Source organism: Microbacterium sp. NRRL B-14842 (assembly GCF_050470785.1).
The window spans coordinates 3,248,997-3,265,240 of record NZ_JBFLUM010000001.1 but is presented as its reverse complement, the minus strand read 5'-3'; the positions used below and the strand labels follow the sequence as shown (position 1 = coordinate 3,265,240).

At 71.0% G+C, this 16,244-nt stretch carries 21 protein-coding genes; 10 read left to right on the top strand and 11 right to left on the bottom strand.

Features of this window, described 5'->3' with window-relative positions; genetic code table 11:
- Positions 1-76: 76 nt before the first annotated feature.
- The 3 genes from AB1285_RS15925 to AB1285_RS15915 form a co-directional block, all read right to left on the bottom strand.
- Entirely contained in the window at positions 77-1,057 is a 981-nt protein-coding gene (locus AB1285_RS15925) for an alpha-ketoacid dehydrogenase subunit beta (RefSeq protein WP_268776920.1), read from the bottom strand.
- Complete coding sequence (locus AB1285_RS15920) at positions 1,054-2,181, bottom strand: thiamine pyrophosphate-dependent dehydrogenase E1 component subunit alpha (RefSeq protein ID WP_232089125.1); 1,128 nt, start codon at positions 2,179-2,181, stop codon at positions 1,054-1,056. The genes AB1285_RS15925 and AB1285_RS15920 overlap by 4 nt, the downstream gene beginning before the upstream one ends.
- 105 nt (positions 2,182-2,286) lie before the next feature.
- Positions 2,287-3,354 (bottom strand): histidinol-phosphate transaminase, encoded by a 1,068-nt coding sequence (locus AB1285_RS15915; protein WP_370428256.1) that lies wholly within the window; start codon positions 3,352-3,354, stop codon positions 2,287-2,289.
- 67 nt (positions 3,355-3,421) lie between these two features.
- Here AB1285_RS15915 and AB1285_RS15910 point away from each other — a divergent pair, with 67 nt between their 5' ends.
- The 3 genes from AB1285_RS15910 to AB1285_RS15900 are packed head-to-tail and all read left to right on the top strand — an operon-like array spanning position 3,422 to position 4,444.
- A complete protein-coding gene (locus tag AB1285_RS15910; RefSeq protein ID WP_292786800.1) occupies positions 3,422-3,628 on the top strand; it encodes a hypothetical protein in 207 nt (68 codons plus the stop codon).
- Positions 3,625-4,005: a type II toxin-antitoxin system death-on-curing family toxin gene (locus tag AB1285_RS15905; protein WP_187662696.1), complete on the top strand. Its 381-nt coding sequence runs from the start codon at positions 3,625-3,627 to the stop codon at positions 4,003-4,005. Before AB1285_RS15910 ends, AB1285_RS15905 begins: the two co-directional genes overlap by 4 nt.
- Positions 4,006-4,039: 34 nt before the next feature.
- Entirely contained in the window at positions 4,040-4,444 is a 405-nt protein-coding gene (locus AB1285_RS15900) for a phage holin family protein (RefSeq protein WP_187662697.1), read from the top strand.
- Between the two features lie 35 nt (positions 4,445-4,479).
- Here the strand turns inward: AB1285_RS15900 and AB1285_RS15895 are convergent, their stop codons facing one another.
- Entirely contained in the window at positions 4,480-4,905 is a 426-nt protein-coding gene (locus AB1285_RS15895; protein WP_429977487.1) for a hypothetical protein, read from the bottom strand.
- A gap of 867 nt (positions 4,906-5,772) precedes the next feature.
- Complete coding sequence (locus tag AB1285_RS15890) at positions 5,773-6,027, bottom strand: hypothetical protein (protein ID WP_370428254.1); 255 nt, start codon at positions 6,025-6,027, stop codon at positions 5,773-5,775.
- A 165-nt stretch (positions 6,028-6,192) separates the two neighbouring features.
- Here AB1285_RS15890 and AB1285_RS15885 point away from each other — a divergent pair, with 165 nt between their 5' ends.
- The gene (locus tag AB1285_RS15885) at positions 6,193-6,714 is read left to right on the top strand and encodes a low molecular weight protein-tyrosine-phosphatase (RefSeq protein ID WP_187662700.1); all 522 of its coding nucleotides are present in this window, start codon (positions 6,193-6,195) and stop codon (positions 6,712-6,714) included.
- Between the two features lie 14 nt (positions 6,715-6,728).
- Entirely contained in the window at positions 6,729-8,111 is a 1,383-nt protein-coding gene (gene purB, locus AB1285_RS15880; RefSeq protein WP_370428282.1) for an adenylosuccinate lyase, read from the top strand.
- A gap of 10 nt (positions 8,112-8,121) precedes the next feature.
- Here the strand turns inward: purB and AB1285_RS15875 are convergent, their stop codons facing one another.
- From AB1285_RS15875 to AB1285_RS15865, 3 genes are read right to left on the bottom strand one after another with little or no spacing between them, the layout of a single operon-like run.
- Positions 8,122-9,555 carry an MFS transporter gene (locus tag AB1285_RS15875; protein WP_187662701.1) on the bottom strand — a complete coding sequence of 478 codons (1,434 nt, stop codon included), beginning with the start codon at positions 9,553-9,555 and terminating at the stop codon, positions 8,122-8,124.
- A gap of 49 nt (positions 9,556-9,604) precedes the next feature.
- Entirely contained in the window at positions 9,605-9,964 is a 360-nt protein-coding gene (locus AB1285_RS15870) for a hypothetical protein (RefSeq protein ID WP_187662702.1), read from the bottom strand.
- Positions 9,961-10,611 carry an acyl-CoA synthetase gene (locus tag AB1285_RS15865; protein WP_259952631.1) on the bottom strand — a complete coding sequence of 217 codons (651 nt, stop codon included), beginning with the start codon at positions 10,609-10,611 and terminating at the stop codon, positions 9,961-9,963. Before AB1285_RS15865 ends, AB1285_RS15870 begins: the two co-directional genes overlap by 4 nt.
- A 289-nt stretch (positions 10,612-10,900) precedes the next feature.
- Here AB1285_RS15865 and AB1285_RS15860 point away from each other — a divergent pair, with 289 nt between their 5' ends.
- A complete protein-coding gene (locus AB1285_RS15860; protein WP_268776915.1) occupies positions 10,901-11,827 on the top strand; it encodes a hypothetical protein in 927 nt (308 codons plus the stop codon).
- On the opposite strand, the gene AB1285_RS15855 is transcribed toward AB1285_RS15860, so the two are convergent.
- Positions 11,815-12,654, bottom strand: a complete 840-nt coding sequence (locus AB1285_RS15855; protein WP_187662705.1) for a sulfurtransferase — start codon at positions 12,652-12,654, stop codon at positions 11,815-11,817. The two genes, AB1285_RS15860 and AB1285_RS15855, sit on opposite strands and share 13 nt — an antisense overlap.
- A gap of 115 nt (positions 12,655-12,769) precedes the next feature.
- Here AB1285_RS15855 and AB1285_RS15850 point away from each other — a divergent pair, with 115 nt between their 5' ends.
- The 3 genes from AB1285_RS15850 to AB1285_RS15840 all read left to right on the top strand — a co-directional run bounded on the left by AB1285_RS15850 (position 12,770) and on the right by AB1285_RS15840 (position 14,321).
- Positions 12,770-13,420, top strand: a complete 651-nt coding sequence (locus AB1285_RS15850) for a GTP cyclohydrolase II (protein WP_268776914.1) — start codon at positions 12,770-12,772, stop codon at positions 13,418-13,420.
- A 17-nt stretch (positions 13,421-13,437) separates the two neighbouring features.
- Positions 13,438-13,908, top strand: coding sequence for a MarR family winged helix-turn-helix transcriptional regulator (locus AB1285_RS15845; RefSeq protein WP_268776913.1), 471 nt, complete (start codon positions 13,438-13,440; stop codon positions 13,906-13,908).
- Between the two features lie 62 nt (positions 13,909-13,970).
- Positions 13,971-14,321, top strand: a complete 351-nt coding sequence (locus tag AB1285_RS15840) for a helix-turn-helix domain-containing protein (protein ID WP_366237096.1) — start codon at positions 13,971-13,973, stop codon at positions 14,319-14,321.
- Between the two features lie 70 nt (positions 14,322-14,391).
- Here AB1285_RS15840 and AB1285_RS15835 read toward each other — a convergent pair whose 3' ends face one another.
- Both AB1285_RS15835 and AB1285_RS15830 read right to left on the bottom strand, forming a co-directional pair.
- Positions 14,392-14,994, bottom strand: coding sequence for a ClpP family protease (locus tag AB1285_RS15835; protein ID WP_280569888.1), 603 nt, complete (start codon positions 14,992-14,994; stop codon positions 14,392-14,394).
- Positions 14,991-15,605 carry a ClpP family protease gene (locus AB1285_RS15830; protein WP_370428253.1) on the bottom strand — a complete coding sequence of 205 codons (615 nt, stop codon included), beginning with the start codon at positions 15,603-15,605 and terminating at the stop codon, positions 14,991-14,993. The genes AB1285_RS15835 and AB1285_RS15830 overlap by 4 nt, the downstream gene beginning before the upstream one ends.
- Positions 15,606-15,741: 136 nt before the next feature.
- On the opposite strand from AB1285_RS15830, the gene AB1285_RS15825 reads away from it, so the two are divergent.
- Positions 15,742-16,212, top strand: coding sequence for an acyl-CoA thioesterase (locus AB1285_RS15825; protein WP_081811533.1), 471 nt, complete (start codon positions 15,742-15,744; stop codon positions 16,210-16,212).
- Positions 16,213-16,244: the final 32 nt, after the last annotated feature.

The following is a 16,244-nucleotide window of genomic DNA, read 5'->3' as shown; positions in this document are numbered from 1 at the left end:
CGGTGCGCGCCCCTGCGCCCGCGCTGGACGGGTGAAGGGGGCGGTTGTCCTGAGTTGTGAACATGGAACGTCGGTGTCAGTAGGCCAGGGAGCGGTCGACGGCTTCGAGGATGCGATCGGCGTCCGGCAGGTACGCGCCCTCGAGCTTCGCGGGCGGGAACGGGGTGTCGTAGCCGGAGACGCGCAGCACCGGAGCCTCGAGGGCGTAGAACGCGCGCTCCATGACGGTCGCGGCGATCTCGCTGCCGAGGCTCGTGAATCCCGGGGCCTCCTGCGCGTAGACCATGCGCCCCGTCTTGCGTACCGACCCGAGGATCGGCTCGTAGTCCACCGGAGACAGCGAGCGCACGTCGACGACCTCGCAGCTCGTGCCCTCGGACTCGGCGAGGGCGGCGGCCTGCAGCAGCGTCGTGACCATGGCGCCGTGTCCGACGAGGGTCACGTCCGTCCCGGTCCGCACCACCCGCGAGGAGTGCAGCGGGACGGCGGGAGCGTCGAGCTCGACCTCGCCCTTCGGCCAGTACCGGCTCTTCGGCTCCAGGAAGATCACCGGGTCGTCCGACGCGATGGCCTCCTGGATCATCCAGTAGGCGTCGTTCGCGGTGGACGGCGACACCACGCGCAGACCGGGGGTGTGCGTGAAGTACGCCTCCGGGCTCTCCTGGTGGTGCTCGACCGCCCCGATGTGCCCGCCGTACGGGATGCGGATCACGACGGGCAGCCGCAGCGACCCCTCGTGCCGGTTGGTGAGCTTGGCGAGCTGGGTGGTGATCTGGTCGAACGCGGGGAAGACGAAGCCGTCGAACTGGATCTCGACGACGGGACGGAACCCGGCCATCGCGAGGCCGATCGCGGTGCCGACCAGGGCCGACTCCGCGAGCGGGGTGTCCAGCACACGCTGCTCCCCGAAGTCGCGCTGCAGGTGCTCGGTGATGCGGAACACGCCGCCGAGCTTGCCGATGTCCTCGCCCATGAGGAGGACCTTCGGGTCGTCCTCCATCGCCTTGCGCATTCCGGCGTTCAGCGCCTTGCCCAGCGGCATGGTCTCCCGGGTCATTGGCCCTCTCCTTCGAACGACGCCTCATAGCGGGCGCGCCAGGCTTTCTGCTCCTCGATCAGCGGATGCGGCTCGCTGTACACGTGGTCGAACATGAGGTCGGCGCGGGGCGGCCCGAGCTGCACGGTGCGGGCGCGGAGGTCTTCCGCGGCGTCGGCGGCCTCGGCGTCGACCTCGGCGAAGAAGCCCTCCTCGGCGCCGCGGTTCTCCAGGAACGCGCGCATCCGGACGATCGGGTCGCGCCCGGCCCACGCGAGCTCCTCGTCGTCGCCGCGGTACTTCGTGGGGTCGTCGCTGGTCGTGTGCGCGCCGAGCCGGTAGGTCACGGCCTCGATGGCGCGAGGGCCGCCGCCGCCGCGCGCCTCGTCGAGGGCCACGCGGGACACCGCGTAGCTGGCGAGGACGTCGTTGCCGTCCACGCGGACGCTGGGGATGCCGTACCCGGCGCTGCGCTGCACGAGCGGCACCCGGGACTGCGTGGTGACGGGGACCGAGATGGCCCAGTGGTTGTTCTGCAGGAAGAACAGCGTCGGGGCCTGGTAGCTGGCCGCGAACACCATCGCCTCATGCACATCGCCCTGACTGGAGGCCCCGTCGCCGTAGTACACGACGACCGCCTCATCGCGCTCGGGGTCGCCGGTGCCGGTGCGCCCGTCGAACGTGAGACCCATGGCATAGCCGGCGGCGTGCAGCACCTGGGAGCCGAGCACGAGCGTGTAGAGGCGGGTGTTGCCGTTCTTCGGATCGGTCGGGTCCCAGCCGCCGTGGGAGACGCCGCGCATGAGCTTGATGATGTCGACCGGGTCCACGCCGCGGATCCGGGTGACGGCGTGCTCGCGGTACGAGGGAAAGATCGTGTCCTGCGCGCGGGCGGCCCGACCGGAGCCGACCTGCGCCGCCTCCTGTCCGCGGCTCGGCGGCCACAGGGCGAGCTGGCCCTGGCGCTGCAGGTTGGTGGCCTGGGTGTCGATCGCGCGGATGCCCACCATGTCGCGGTAGAACTGCGCGAGCTCGTCGTCGGGGATGGCCTCGATGAGCGGCAGGTACTGCTCCGCGGCCGGCGTCGGGGCGACCTTTCCGGTCTCGTCCAGGACGCGCACGAGGGGGGTCTCAGAGGTGCTCACGGCCCCCACGCTACCCGCGTCGGCATGCCGGGTCACGCATACCTAGGACGCCCTCGTATCTCCCCGGAACCCCGAGATTCCGCGGTTCGCCGGGCGGCGTCGCGCTCAGCGGAGGGTTGCGGCGACCTCCAGCACACGGGTGACGGCCGCCTCCTCGCCGACGGAGATCCGGATGCCGTCGCCGGAGAAAGGGCGCACGATCAGGTCGGCGTCGACGAACGCCGCCGCGACCTCGTCCGTGCGCGCGCCGGTCGGCAGCCAGACGAAGTTGCCCTGGGCGTCCGGCACCTCCCAGCCCTGCGCGCGGAGCCCCTCGACGAGACGGGCGCGGCGTTCGACGATCACGGCGACGCGCTCCAGGAGCTCGGCTTCGGCGTCGAGGCTCGCGATGGCGGCGTTCTCGGCCGCGGATGTCACCGACAGCGGGATGCCGGTCGTCCGCGCCGCGTCGAGCACCTTCTCGTGGCCGATCGCATAGCCGACCCGGAGCCCGGCCAGACCGTAGGCCTTGGAGAACGTGCGGAGGACGACCACGTTCGGGTGCGCCTCGAAGACGCGCTCGGCCAGGCCGTCGACGGCGTCGGGCGCGGTGACGAACTCCGCGTAGGCCTCGTCGAGGATGATGAGCACGTCAGAGGGCACGCGGTCCACGAAGGCCGCGAACTCGGCGGAGGTGACGATCGGGCCGGTCGGGTTGTTCGGCGTGCAGACGATGATCGCGCGCGTGCGGTCGGTCACGGCGTCGGCCATCGCGTCGAGGTCGTGGCGGGAGTCGGCGGTCAGCGGCACCTGCACCCCGGTCGCCCCGGCGACGAGCGGCAGGCTCGGGTATGCCTCGAACGACCGCCAGGCGTAGACGACCTCGTCGCCGACGGAGGCCGTGGCGAGCACGAGCTGGTGCAGGATCGCGACGCTGCCGGAGGCGACGTGGACCTGCTCGGGCTCAACGCCGTAGCGGGCTCCGAGCCGCGAACGCAGGCGGCCGGCCGTGGCATCGGGATAGCGGTTGATCGGCGTCGTGTGCTGCAGCGCCTCGACGACCGAGGGGAGCGGATCGAACGGGTTCTCGTTGCTGGAGAGCTTGAAGGCCTCGGGACCGGCCTGCTTGCCCTGGCGGTACGGCGCGAGGGAGGCGATGGCGGGACGGATGCGGGGCAGGGTCGGCTCGGTCACGCGTCGAGTCTAGGACGTGTGTCCCGCCACCCTTTCGAGGCCGAGGGTGCGGTGATACCATTCTGGTATGGCTATGACGGTGCGACTCCCTGCGGAACTCGATGCACGGCTGGGCGAGGTCGCCGCCCAGCGACACACGTCCAAGCATGCGCTGCTCATCGAGGCGGCCGACCGCTTCGTCGCGGACACCCATCGGTCGGCCCTCGTCGACGCCGCCGTCGACTTCGTGTTCGACAACGACAAGGTCCTCCTCGAGCGACTCGAAGACGCGTGACCGAGTATCTGACTCTGGAGGACGGCCTCCGCATCGTCGGCCGCCTGGGGTTCCACGTCCGGGACGCCGGGCTCCTGGCGTCGGCTCTCGCGCGCCCTGCCGCGTCGCTGTTCGGGGAGGACGCCTACGGCACGCTGGACCGGAAGGCGGCCGCACTCCTCGAGTCTCTGGCCCGCAACCATCCCCTGTTCGACGGGAACAAGCGCACGGCGTGGACGAGTTTCGTGGCGTTCCTCTGGATCAACGGATGGAAGCACCGCTTCACGACGGACGATGCCTTCGATCTGGTCATCGGCGTCGCATCAGGCAGCATCGACCTCGACGAGTCGGAGCGGCGCATCCGCGAGAACCGGATCCCGGTGGACGACCGCGGCTGACACCGCGAGCCCCGCGTGGGAGACTGAACACATCATGCGCTTCATCATCCGGGTCGTCGTCAACGCGTTCGCCATCTGGGTCGTCACGCTCATCCCCGTGCTCCAGGTCACGGTGCGCGCCTTCCCGCCGGGCGAGACGCTGCAGCTCGTCCTGACGCTCCTCGCGGTCGGAGCCCTTTTCGCGCTGGTGAACACCATCATCGGCACGGTCGTGAAGATCGTCGCCTTCCCGCTGTACATCATCACGTTCGGCCTCATCGGCTTCCTCATCAACGGCTTCCTGCTCTGGCTGACCGCCTGGATCACCAGCAGCTTCGGATGGGGCCTGACGGTCGAGTCGTTCTGGTGGGGCGTTCTCGCCGCCCTGATCATCTCGATCATCAACGGCATCTTCGGCTTCATCCTGCGCCCGCAGAACAAGCGCTCCCGCCGCGACTGACCCGTCCACCGACGTCTGCCGACGCCGCGTGCGGCTCACGGATCGGGGAGCACACGCTCCGCTCGGTACTCGGTGCGGTCGACGGTGACGGCGCGGTCCAGGTCCGCCCAGTAGGCGTCGAGAGCCTCCGCCCGCGGGTCGGCGGAGGCATCCACCATCGCTGCCGTCTCCATGTAGTTCTCCAGGGAGTGCGTCTCGAGCGCGAGGTCCTGGCGACCGGCGTCGGGGTCGCCCACCCGGCTCGCGGTGAAGCTGTCGGCCGAGCCTGTGCCCTCCCTCGCCCCTCCCGCGGCGAGCGCAGACACCACGTCGTCGGTGTGCCGAAGCTGCACCAGGGTGTGATCGGCGGAGAGCGTCGGCTCCACGGGGCTTCCGGCGGTGATCTGAGTCGTGACCGCGAACGGGCTCTCCATCGCCAGGTGCGCCGCGATCATCCCACCCTGCGATGTGCGCGACCACATCCACCCGATCCCCGGGCCTCGCACCGGCCGCGGCCAGGGCATCGAGGGTCGCCTGATACGACGCGGACCGGCCCCCGGTGTAGAGCTCGATGTTCGACTTCATGTCCCACGGTTCCGTCCCGCCGGCCGTGCGGAGCGACATCGAGCGGCTGCCGGCGAGGTAGGCGACGTATCGCGGCGCCTCACCGGGCATCGTGTACTTCTCGATCGCCACCTGCGCCCCGGAGGCGGAGGGCAGGCGGCGGAGCGCACTCGCCAGTCCGGTCGGCGCGCCGGTCGGCCGCGAGCGGGAGGCCACGGAGACGCGTACCGGATCGGCCGTCGCGCCGAGTGCCATTCCCGGTCGGACGCGCCCGAGTCCCGACGTCACCCCTACGAACGCACCGCCCAGGAAGACCGGTGGGAGCAGACCGGCGGCGTCGTACTGGTCGTCGAGGCCGCGGAACCTCCGGGCATCCGCGGTCCGCTCCAGAGTGTCCGCGAGCGTTCCCACACTCCCGTCCGAGGCGAGGAGCCGCGCCAGGCGCGCCTCCACCGCGGCGGCGGCGGCCGCGTCGGTGTGCGCCAGCGCCTCCGCCTGCGCGCGCAGCTCGACGACCTCGTACGCCTCGGCCATCAGGACGAGGTCGGCGGCCGTCTTCTCGACGCGGGCCGTCAGCCCGTCCAGCGACGTCGCCACGGACCGCAGCGACCAGGCCGCGGGGGCCAGCTCCGTCCACGCCGCCGTGGCGAGCAGCGCCTCCGCGCGCGCCACGGCATCGGCCACCTCCGCCAACACCGGGACGACGCCCCGCACCCGTACCGCGAGGTCGCGAAGCTGCGCGGTGTCCACGGCGATCGCGCCGCCGTGGTCGATGCTGAGCCCGCTCATGCCGCTTCCGCCTCCCTGCGGCACTGCTGCATCATGGCGCGCACCGGCGTCGCGTCCTCGGACAGCCGCCAGAGCGCCGTCCGCAGCGCCTCGACCCCCTCGGATTCCCAGGAGCACGCATCACGCAGGGCCGTCAGCACGGACGCCGCCTCGTCGAGTCGCTCCCCGGCCGCATCCAGCTCGGACAGCACTGCGGCGCGCAGCGCGGGGTCGACACCGGGAGAGAGGGCGGTGAGAGGGGAGGACGACATGGATCCACCCTTTCCCCGCCCTTCGTTCCCCGGCTCCGGATGCGCCTCACACGGGCACGGACCGTGGACAGTCGTCGCCCACACACGACGGTGCAGGAGAGTCGAAGGCGGGTCGCGATCCGGGCGGCGCTGTGCAGGAACCGCATCGACCGGCAGAATGGATCCGTGACAGCCCGAGATCCCTTCCGCGTGATCTTCGTCTGCACCGGCAACATCTGCCGCTCCCCCATGGCGGAGGCCGTGTTCCGCGACCTCGCGGAACGGCAGGGTCTCGGTTCCCGGATCGTCTCCCGCAGCGCGGGCACCGGGGACTGGCATCTCGGGGAGCGCGCCGATCACCGCACCATCGACGCGCTCGCCCGCCGTGGCTACGACGGCTCGCTGCACCGCGCCCGCCAGTTCACCGCCGCGTCCTTCGCCGAGAACGACCTCGTGGTGGCCCTGGACCGCACGCACGAGCGCATCCTCCGCGAATGGGCCAGGGATGAGGACGAGGACGGCAAGGTGACCCTCCTCCTCGCCTTCGATCCCGACGCCTCGACCCACGACGTCCCCGACCCCTACTACGCGGGCCCGGAGATGTTCGATTCGGTGCTCGGTATGATCGAGACGGCGACTCGCGGCTTGTTCCGCCAGCTCGAACCCGCCCTGCGCCTGCCCCGCACGCCCCGAACCTTCGGGGCCTGATCAGGAGGATTCCCCTGACTTTCCAGCCTTCGCTCCCGCCGCAGCCCCTCAGCCCCCTCGACGGCCGCTATCGCGGCGCCGTCACCGGGCTCGCCGACTTCCTCTCCGAGGCCGGACTCAACCGCGCCAGGGTCGAGGTGGAGGTGGAATGGCTGATCGCCCTCACCGACCGCTCGCTGTTCGAGACGAGCCCGCTGTCGGACGACGACAAGGAGCGCCTGCGCGCGCTCTACCGCGACTTCGGGCAGGCCGAGATCGACTGGCTCGCCGAGAAGGAGGCCGTCACGCAGCACGACGTGAAGGCCATCGAGTACCTCGTGCGCGACCGGCTCGCCACGCTCGGCCTCGACCACATCGCCGAGCTGACGCACTTCGCGGCGACGAGCGAGGACATCAACTCCGCGTCCTACGCGCTCACCGTCAAGCGCGCCGTCGAGGAGGTCTGGCTCCCGGCTCTCGACACCGTGATCGCGAAGCTGCGGGAGCTCGCCGTCGAGCACGCCGACGCCGCCATGCTCTCCCGCACGCACGGGCAGCCCGCCACGCCCTCGACCATGGGCAAGGAGCTCGCGGTCTTCGCCTGGCGCCTCGAGCGCGTGCGCAGCCAGATCGCCGGCTCCGAGTACCTCGCGAAGTTCTCCGGAGCGACCGGCACCTGGTCCGCTCACCTCGCGGCCGACCCGGACGCCGACTGGCCGACCATCGCCCGCGAGTACATCGAAGGGCTCGGTCTCGGGTTCAACCCGCTGACGACGCAGATCGAGTCGCACGACTGGCAGGTGGAGCTGTACGACCGCGTGCGTCACGCCGGCGGTATCCTGCACAACCTCGCGACGGACATCTGGACCTACATCTCGCTCGGCTACTTCGCGCAGATCCCGGTCGCCGGGGCCACCGGCTCGTCGACGATGCCGCACAAGATCAACCCGATCCGCTTCGAGAACGCCGAGGCCAACCTGGAGATCTCGGGCGCTCTGCTCGCCTCGCTCGGCCAGACCCTCGTCACGAGCCGCCTGCAGCGCGACCTCACCGACTCCACCACGCAGCGCAACATCGGCGTCGCATTCGGGCACTCGCTGCTCGCGCTCGACAACCTGCGCCGCGGCCTGAACGCGATCTCGCTGTCGCGCGACGTGCTGCTCGCCGACCTCGACGTGAACTGGGAGGTGCTGGCCGAGGCGATCCAGACGGTGATCCGTGCCGAGGTCGTCGCCGGCCGGTCGAACATCCAGGACCCGTATGCGCTCCTCAAGGAGCTCACGCGCGGACACCGGGTGGGCGCCGACGACCTCGCCGAGTTCGTGCAGGGCCTGGAGATCGGCGACGCGGCCAAGCAACGGCTGCTCGCACTGACCCCCGCAACCTACACCGGTATCGCGGAGCGCCTCGCCCGCTGAGCCCGGGGAGCTAGGAGCCGGACTCCCCGGAGTGCTCCTCGACGCTGTCCTTCGGCATGAACGCGGCGGCGATCAGGGTGAGCACAGCGGTCACGGCGACCGCGACGAACACCCACACCGACGCGTGGATGATCGTGTCGGGGTCGTCGGGTCCCGCGCCCTGCGCGATGATGGCGTTGGAGATCGCCCCGAACACCGCCACCCCCACGGCACTTCCCGCGGACCGTGCGAAGGCATTCATCCCGGTCACCGCTCCGCGCTCGCCCCAGCCGACCGAAGCCTGAGCGGCGATGAGGGTCGGCGCGGCACTCCACCCGAGCCCGAAGCCGAGGAGGAACGCGATGCCGGCGACGACGAACGGGTTCGGCCAGGAGGCGACGGCGGCGAGCGCGATGGCGGCGACCGTGGTGATGCTCATGCCGATCAGGGTGGTGCGGCGGAAGCCGATGCGCAGGTACAGCCGCCCGGCGTTCGCGGCGGCGAGCGGCCAGCCGAGGGTCAGAGCAGCCACCGCGAGACCTGACAGCAGCGGAGCGATGCCGATGGACCCCTCGAGGTAGGCGGGGGCGAAGCTCGTCACCCCGAGCATCAACGCCCCGATGCCGAGCGACACGATGGTCGTCGTGAGGATGAGCCGACGTGTGACGAGGCGCAGATCGACGATCGGCTCCGCGACCCGGCGCTCGACGAACCCGAAGGCCACCAGCGCGACCACCCCGATACCGAAGCAGAGGGCGCTCGGCACCGACAGCCAGGCCCACGCGTTCCCACCCTCCAGCATGCCGAGGATGAGCGCGGTCAACCCGATCGTGAGCAGCACCGCTCCGCCGTAGTCGATGCTGTGCTTCTGCGTCTGCTTCTGCTCCCGGTAGGTGCGCAGCAGCATCCACCCGGCGATCAGACACAGCGGGACGTTGATCCAGAAGATCCATCGCCAGGCGTCGAGCTGCGCGAAGATCCCGCCGAGCGCCGGGCCCACGACCGAGGAGATGGCCCAGACGCTCGCGACGTATCCCTGCACCTTGGCGCGTTCGGCGACCGTGTAGATGTCGCCGACGATGGTCATCGACATCGGCGCGACGGCACCGGCGCCGATGCCCTGGATGATGCGGAACACGATCAGCGCCGGCATGCTCCAGGCGAACCCGCAGAGGATCGATCCGAGCAGGAACAGGGCGATGCCGAGCAGGATGATCGGCTTGCGGCCCACCGTGTCCGCGAAGCGGGAGTAGATGGGCACGCTGACGGCCTGCGCCAGGAGGTACACGGAGAACAGCCACGGGAACTGCTGATAGCTGCCGAGGTCGCGCACGATGCTCGGGACAGCGGTCGCGAGGATGGTCGCGTCGATCGCGATGAGGCCGGTGGCGAGCATGAGCGCGCCGAGGATGGGTCCGCGCTCCGACCGGAGTCCGATGGAGGCGCGGTCGACGGAGGCAGTCACTCCAGGGACAAGCGGAAGGACCTCACCGATATTCCGCCCGTATGACGGATCAGGTGGAGGCGGGGCGTCCCGGCTCGTCGGTGGTGCCGTCACCCTTGCCGTCGTCCTCCGCGTCGTAGAGCACGGGACGGTCGATGGTCTTGGTGACGTCGGCGGGGTCGATCGCGAGCATCAGCATCGCGAGGATCAGGAGCGTCGCGATGAAGGCGCCGCCACCCACGACGAGGCTCAACGCCACGGGGGTGAGACCCTCGTAGGTGCCGTTCGCGATGGCCGTGTTCACGCGGAGGGTGAACGCGCCGGTGGAGACGAGAGTGACCACCATGGCGAACACGCCGCAGCCCAGGGCGATGCCGAGCAGGTGGAGGGGACGCAGGATGTCCCGTCGGGTGGGCTTGTCGTCGCTCATCGCTCTCCTCCGTGCTCCACAGGAGCCGCATCGTTCTCGGGGGCGGGAGCGACGTCATCGGCGTCCGCACGCTTCGGGGTGAGGCCGGCGATGCCGAGGAAGACGGCGACGATGGCCGCATACCCTCCGAACATCCCCACGCCGAGGATGATGCCGGACAGCTGGAACGTGCCCGCCTTCTCGATCGTGTACTCCTGGACGAAGCCCGAGGGGATCAGCAGCAGGACGACGGCGAGGAGCAGGCCGAGAGCCCCGACGGTGATCGCGTCGGTGGCGAGCGCTCCCCCGGCGCGGCGGGCCCGGATGCCGGCGAGCAGCTCGAGGCCACCGCTGAGCACACCCCAGGTGATGAGGACGATGAAGAACATGTCGTCCGTGCGCCACGCGGGCACACCGCTCGCCATACCCGCGATGACGCTGACGACCGCGAGGAGGATCGCCGCCCAGCGCGACCCCGTGGGGAGGACGAGCCAGGCCGCGAGGATGTGCACGAGGGCGGTGACCAGCGCGAAGCCGCTGAAGACGGCGAGACCGACCGCGGCGGAGTGATCCGAGGAGAAGGTGATCATCAGGGCGGCGACGGCCGCGAACAACGCGCGCAGCAATTGCACGTGGCGCATGGTGAACGCGCGAGCAGGGGCAGACATAACGGCCAGATCCTCCGGGGTTTCCCCCCAGTCTACGCGGGGCCGCGAGCCGCACGCGCCCGGGGATGCTCGTGAAGCCCGGCGGATCTCCCCAGATCGATTGCCGGGCTTCACGACATACGCAGCAAGGGGGGCATCACTGCGTCGGGCCGCTGTCGCCGGGTCGGGCACCCTCCCCGCGACATCGCAGCCCCGTGACCCACATGCCCACCTGGTCCCCTGAGGTGCGCGCGTGCGGTCTTATGCTCACTGTAGAGGTGTGTTCTTCACATACCGGGCGGGGGCTGTGATGGGTTTTGGGGACGGCGAGAGGAGAGCGGCGACGCCGGACGCGTTCGCCGCGGCACTGCGCGATGCGATCAATGCGAGACCGGTGACGCTGTCGTGGTTGCAGCGGCAGCTCCGCGACCGGGGCAACCGCGTCTCGATGGCCACGCTGAGCTACTGGCGCTCGGGGGCCCGTCGCCCGGAAGGACCGCAGTCCCTCGCCGCCCTCGCCGACATCGAGGACCTGCTGTGCCTCGAATCCGGGGCGTTGAGCCGTCTCCTCCGTCCGCACCGCACAGGACCCCTGGGACCGCAGGGGTTCCCGCTGGAGCAGGTCGACATGGAACGGGCCGTCCGCGAGGTCTACGCCGCCCTCGGCGCCACGTACCCGGACCCGTCGCGGGAGCTCACCGTCCATTCCGTCACGGACGTCGACGCCGACGGCGAGGTGTCCTCCTGCCTCACCCGCAGCATCGTGCAGTCGACGAGCGGCGTGATCACCGCCATCCCCGTCCTCGACCTCACCCCCGGCGTGCCCGGGCCTCCGCCGCGGCTCACGGCCGTGGCCGGCGGACGGGTCACCGCGCGCTACTCCCACCCGAACGGCGAGGCGCACGGTGCGCTGATCGAACTCGACGTCCCGCTCGCAGCCCCGGACACCGCGGTGCTCGAGTGGTCGGTGCAGTACGAGCCGGGCCACCCGTCGGATCGCGAGACCGGACACGCCCTGTCCCGCCAGGCCCGGGAGGTCCTGGTGTGGACGCGCTTCCACCCGGATGCCGTCCCGGACTGGTGCGACGAGCTCGTCGAGACCGCCGGAGGCACCGTCGTCACCGCGCTCCCACGACCTCGGGGCACGTCGGTGCATCAGGTCCGTCGGGCGTTCGGCCCCGGCGCCCTCGGTCTGCGCTGGGGGTACGGTCCTCGCGGAGGCGATCAGCCCGGCTGATCCCCCGTCGCGACCGGCCGCCCCGGGGTGTTCGACCACTGGCTCCAGGAGCCGGGGAAGACCTTCGCCGGGATGCCGACCTCGTGGAGCACCAGAGCCGTGTGCGCCGCCGTGACTCCCGACCCGCAGTAGGCCGCCACCGGCGTCTCCGGGGTGACCCCGACCTCGGCGAGCGTCGCCAGCACCGTGTCACGGTCGCGGATGCGCCCGTTGTCGTCGAGGTGCCGCGTGGTGGGGAGGTTCCGGGCGCCGGGGATGTGCCCGGCGATCGGGTCGAGCGGCTCGGTCTCGCCGCGGTAGCGCTCCGGGGCGCGGACGTCGAGCAGCACCCCGGTCTCCGGGAACGCCTCCGCCTCATCGATCGAGAGGGCGTCCTGGCCCGGATCCGCGAGGACGACATCGCCGGTCTCCGGCACGACGTCGTCGGTCGCCAGGTCGTATCCGGCCGCGGTCCACGCGCGCAGCCCGCCGTCGAGCACCCGGACGTCGACCCCTGCCTGCCGCAGCAGCCACCACGCCCGGGCCGCCGCGAGTCCCTTGGTGTCGTCGTAGGCGACGACCGTGTCTCCCTGCCGCACACCCCATCGCCGGGCCGCCGCCTGCAGGGTCTCCGTCGAGGGGAGCGGATGGCGGCCCTCGGTCGGTGCCCCGGGTGTGGAGAGCTCCTGATCCAACGACGCGAACACCGCGCCGGGGATGTGGCCGGAGCGATAGTCGCCCGGGCCCGCCTCTGGGCGGTCGAGGCGCCAGCGCACGTCGATGACCCGGATCGGGGCGCCGTTCTCGAGGAGGTCGTGGAGCTCGGTCGCGGTGACGAAGTGACTCATGGTGCGAGGCTACCGAGTGCGCGGCGCTCCCCGTCTGCCTCCGTCACGGACGGACACGGTCATCGCCTCCCGACGGTTGCGGGAATAGCCGCGCGTCTCCGGCGTTTCCCCTCACATGATTGAAACTTCAACGGTCGCCGCGGAGCGCACCCGCGTGCGGGTGCCCCTGCGCTTCGCGGACGGCTTCGGCACGACGGCCGACGTCGTGACCTTCGACGGACTCGTGGACGGCCGCGAGCACCTGCTGCTCGGCCTGGGCGACTGGCAGGCCGCCCTCGATCGCGCCGTCGACGGCGGGGTCGCGCCCCTCGTCCGCCCACACAGCGAGTGCCTCACCGGTGACGTGTTCGGCTCGGAGCGCTGCGACTGCGGACCGCAGCTGCGGGAGGCCGTGGAGCGGATCGCCGCGGAGGGCGGCTTCCTCCTCTACCTGCGGCAGGAGGGCCGCGGCATCGGGCTCTACGCCAAGCTCGACGCCTACGCGCTGCAGGACGCCGGGCTCGACACCTACGAGGCGAACGTGGCCCTCGGCCGCGGCGAGGACGAGCGGGACTACACGGTGGCGGCCCAGATGCTGCGAGCGCTGGGCGTGGACCGCATCCGCCTGCTCAGCAACAACCCCGACAAGGCCGCGCAGCTCGACGGGCTCGGAATCCAGGTCACCGAGCGCGTCCGCACCGAGGTGCACCTCTCCGCAGCCAACTCGCGCTACCTCCAGGCGAAGCGCGACCACACGGCCCACACGATCGACCTGACCGCGGCGTGACCTCCGAGGAGCACGACATGAACCAGGCGCGGCACCCGCGGCGGCTCGACGACGACGAGCTCGCGACCTGGCTGCCGATCATCCGGTTCGTCCAGCTGCTGCCGCAGGTCCTCGACCGGGCGCTGAAGGACGAGGTCGGGCTCAACCACGCCCGCTACGCGATCCTCGTCACCCTCGCCGGCCAGGGTGAGGACGCCGTCACCATGACCGAGCTCGCGCGCATCGCCGGACTCAGCCGGTCGCGCCTGAGCCACGCCCTGGACTCGCTGGAGGAGCGCGGGTGGGTGGAACGGACCTCGTGCAGCACGGACAAGCGCACCCTCTCCGCGACGCTGACCCCGGCCGGACGGGACATGCTCCGCGCGGCCGCACCGGTCCACGTGGCCCAGATCCGCGAGCTCATCCTCGACCCGCTGTCCGCGGAGGATCGGCAGCGGCTGCAGGACATCCTGGGGGCGCTGCTGCCGGGCGTCACGGCCGCGCTCTGAGCCGCGTTCTGCTCTGAGCAGAACGTCTCGATCGCCCCGCGGGCGGCGGCTTATCGTGAGGCATGGCCGACATCGTCCCGTTCCCCCGCGCCCCGCATCCCGTCCGTCCGCCGTCCAACGGACCCGAACCGCTGTGGCGCGAGATGCTCGGCGATCAGCTGCGACGGCGACGCCATGACCGCGGGGAGACACTCAGCGAGACCGCGGAGAAGGCCGGCGTCTCGCCGCAGTACCTCTCCGAGGTCGAGCGCGGCCGGAAGGAGCCGTCCAGCGAGATGATCGCCGCGATCGCCGGCGCGCTGGACTCCTCCCTCGTGGAGCTCACGAGCGCGGTCGCCGAGGAGCTTCGTCAGGGCACCCCCGCCGCGGCGGCGGTGTCGACCTCCCGCGGCGCCTTCGCTCTGGCCGCCTGACCCCTTTCACCTGCACGACCCGAGTCCGGGTGCACGACGGATCTCGGGAATCCGTCGTGCACCCGTCACCTCATCGTGCATCCGGATCACGGGGACCGAGCACGGTGTCGATGAGGCCGTACTCGAGAGCCGCGGCGGCGGTGAAGACCCGGTCCCGGTCGGTGTCGACGCGGAGCTCCGCGAGCGCGCGACCGCTGTGCCGGGCCAGGATCGACTCCATGTCGGCCCGCACCCGCACGACCTCGTCGGCCGCGAGGATGAGGTCCGGGATGGCTCCGCGGGACTGCCCGGCCGGCTGATGCAGCACGATGCGCGCGTGGGCGAGGGCCGCTCGCTCCCCCGGCGCCCCCGCCGCGACGAGCAGCGCCGCCGGACCGATGGCCTGCCCGACGCAGGTCGTCGCGATCCGCGGGCGGATGTGCTGCATGGTGTCGTAGATCGCCAGCGCGGCACCGGGATCCCCGCCCTCGCTGTTGATGTAGAACTGGACGCCGGTCTCCGGGCTGTCCGCGTCGAGGTGCAGGAGCTGCGCGATGAGGGCGTTGGCCACCCCCGCGTCGATCCCGGTTCCGAGATAGATGACGCGCTCGGCGAGCAGATGCGAGTAGACGTCCATCACCCGCTCACCCCGCGGGTGCTGCGCGATGACGTGGGGGATCGTGTAGCTGCTCATACGTCCGCTCCCAGTCCGACCCGCGCACGACGGCGGGGCAGGATCTCCGCCGCGGACCGCACGATCTCGTCGATGAACCCGTAGCCCTGCGCCTCGGCCGCGGTGTACCAGCGATCGTGGAGGGAGTCCTCGAAGATCCGCGCGAGGGGCTGACCGGTGTCGTCGGCGATGAGGCCGAGGACGGTGTCACGCATGTGCCGGAGGTCGTCGGCCTGCGCCTCGATCTCCACCGCCGATCCGCCGATCCCCGCCGAGCCCTGGTGCATGAGGATCCGGGCGTGCGGGAGAGCGCGCCGCTTGCCCTTCGTCCCCGCGGAGAGCAGGAACTGTCCCGCGCTGCAGGCGAGGCCGAGGGCGAGGGTGGAAACGTCGTTGGGGATGAGGTGCATGAGGTCGCGGATCGCCAGCATCGACGGCACGGAGCCGCCCGGCGAGTGGATCCAGAGGGCGATGTCGGTCGTCGGGTCCTCCGCGGCGAGGCCGAGGAGCTGGGTCATCAGGAGGGTGCCGTTGTCGTCGTCGAGGGCGCCGTCGAGGACGAGCACCCGTTCGTGGAACAGGGCGCGCCGGGCCTCGGGGCCGAACTGCGGGAGAGGGGTGTCTTCGCTCATGTCCCCAGCATCCGGCTCCGGTCATGACCGCGGGAGCGAATCCGCCCGGAGCAGATCCGCTGTGAGCGGCGGCGCGTGCACCCGTCCGAAAACCCGGCGTAACACCGCCGACGCACGAGCCGCCTAGCCTCGGGGCATGGCGAAACAGAAAGCACCGGCATGGCAGTCCGAGGACGGCCTGAACTTCCGCACCCGCAAGTGGGTGCGCCCGGAAGACCTCAACGCGAACGGCACGCTGTTCGGCGGGAGCCTGCTGAAGTGGATCGACGAGGAGGCGGCGATCTACGCGATCGTGCAGCTCGGCAACTACCGCGTCGTCACCCGGCACATCTCCGCCATCACGTTCGAGGCATCGGCGGTGCAGGGCGACCTCATCGAGATCGGGCTGCAGGCCACGCGCTTCGGTACGACGTCGCTCACGATGCGGGCCGTCGCGCGCAACATGATCACCCGCAAGCGCATCCTCACCATCGACGAGATCGTGTTCGTCAGCATCGGTGAGGACGGCCTGCCGACCCCGCACGGTTACGACGAGATCACCTACGATCGCGACCGCATGCCCACCGAGCGCATCGCCACCGGCACGATCCCCCTCCCGAAGCGCTGACCCGCGCTCGCCGACCCACCCCCTTGCGGTCG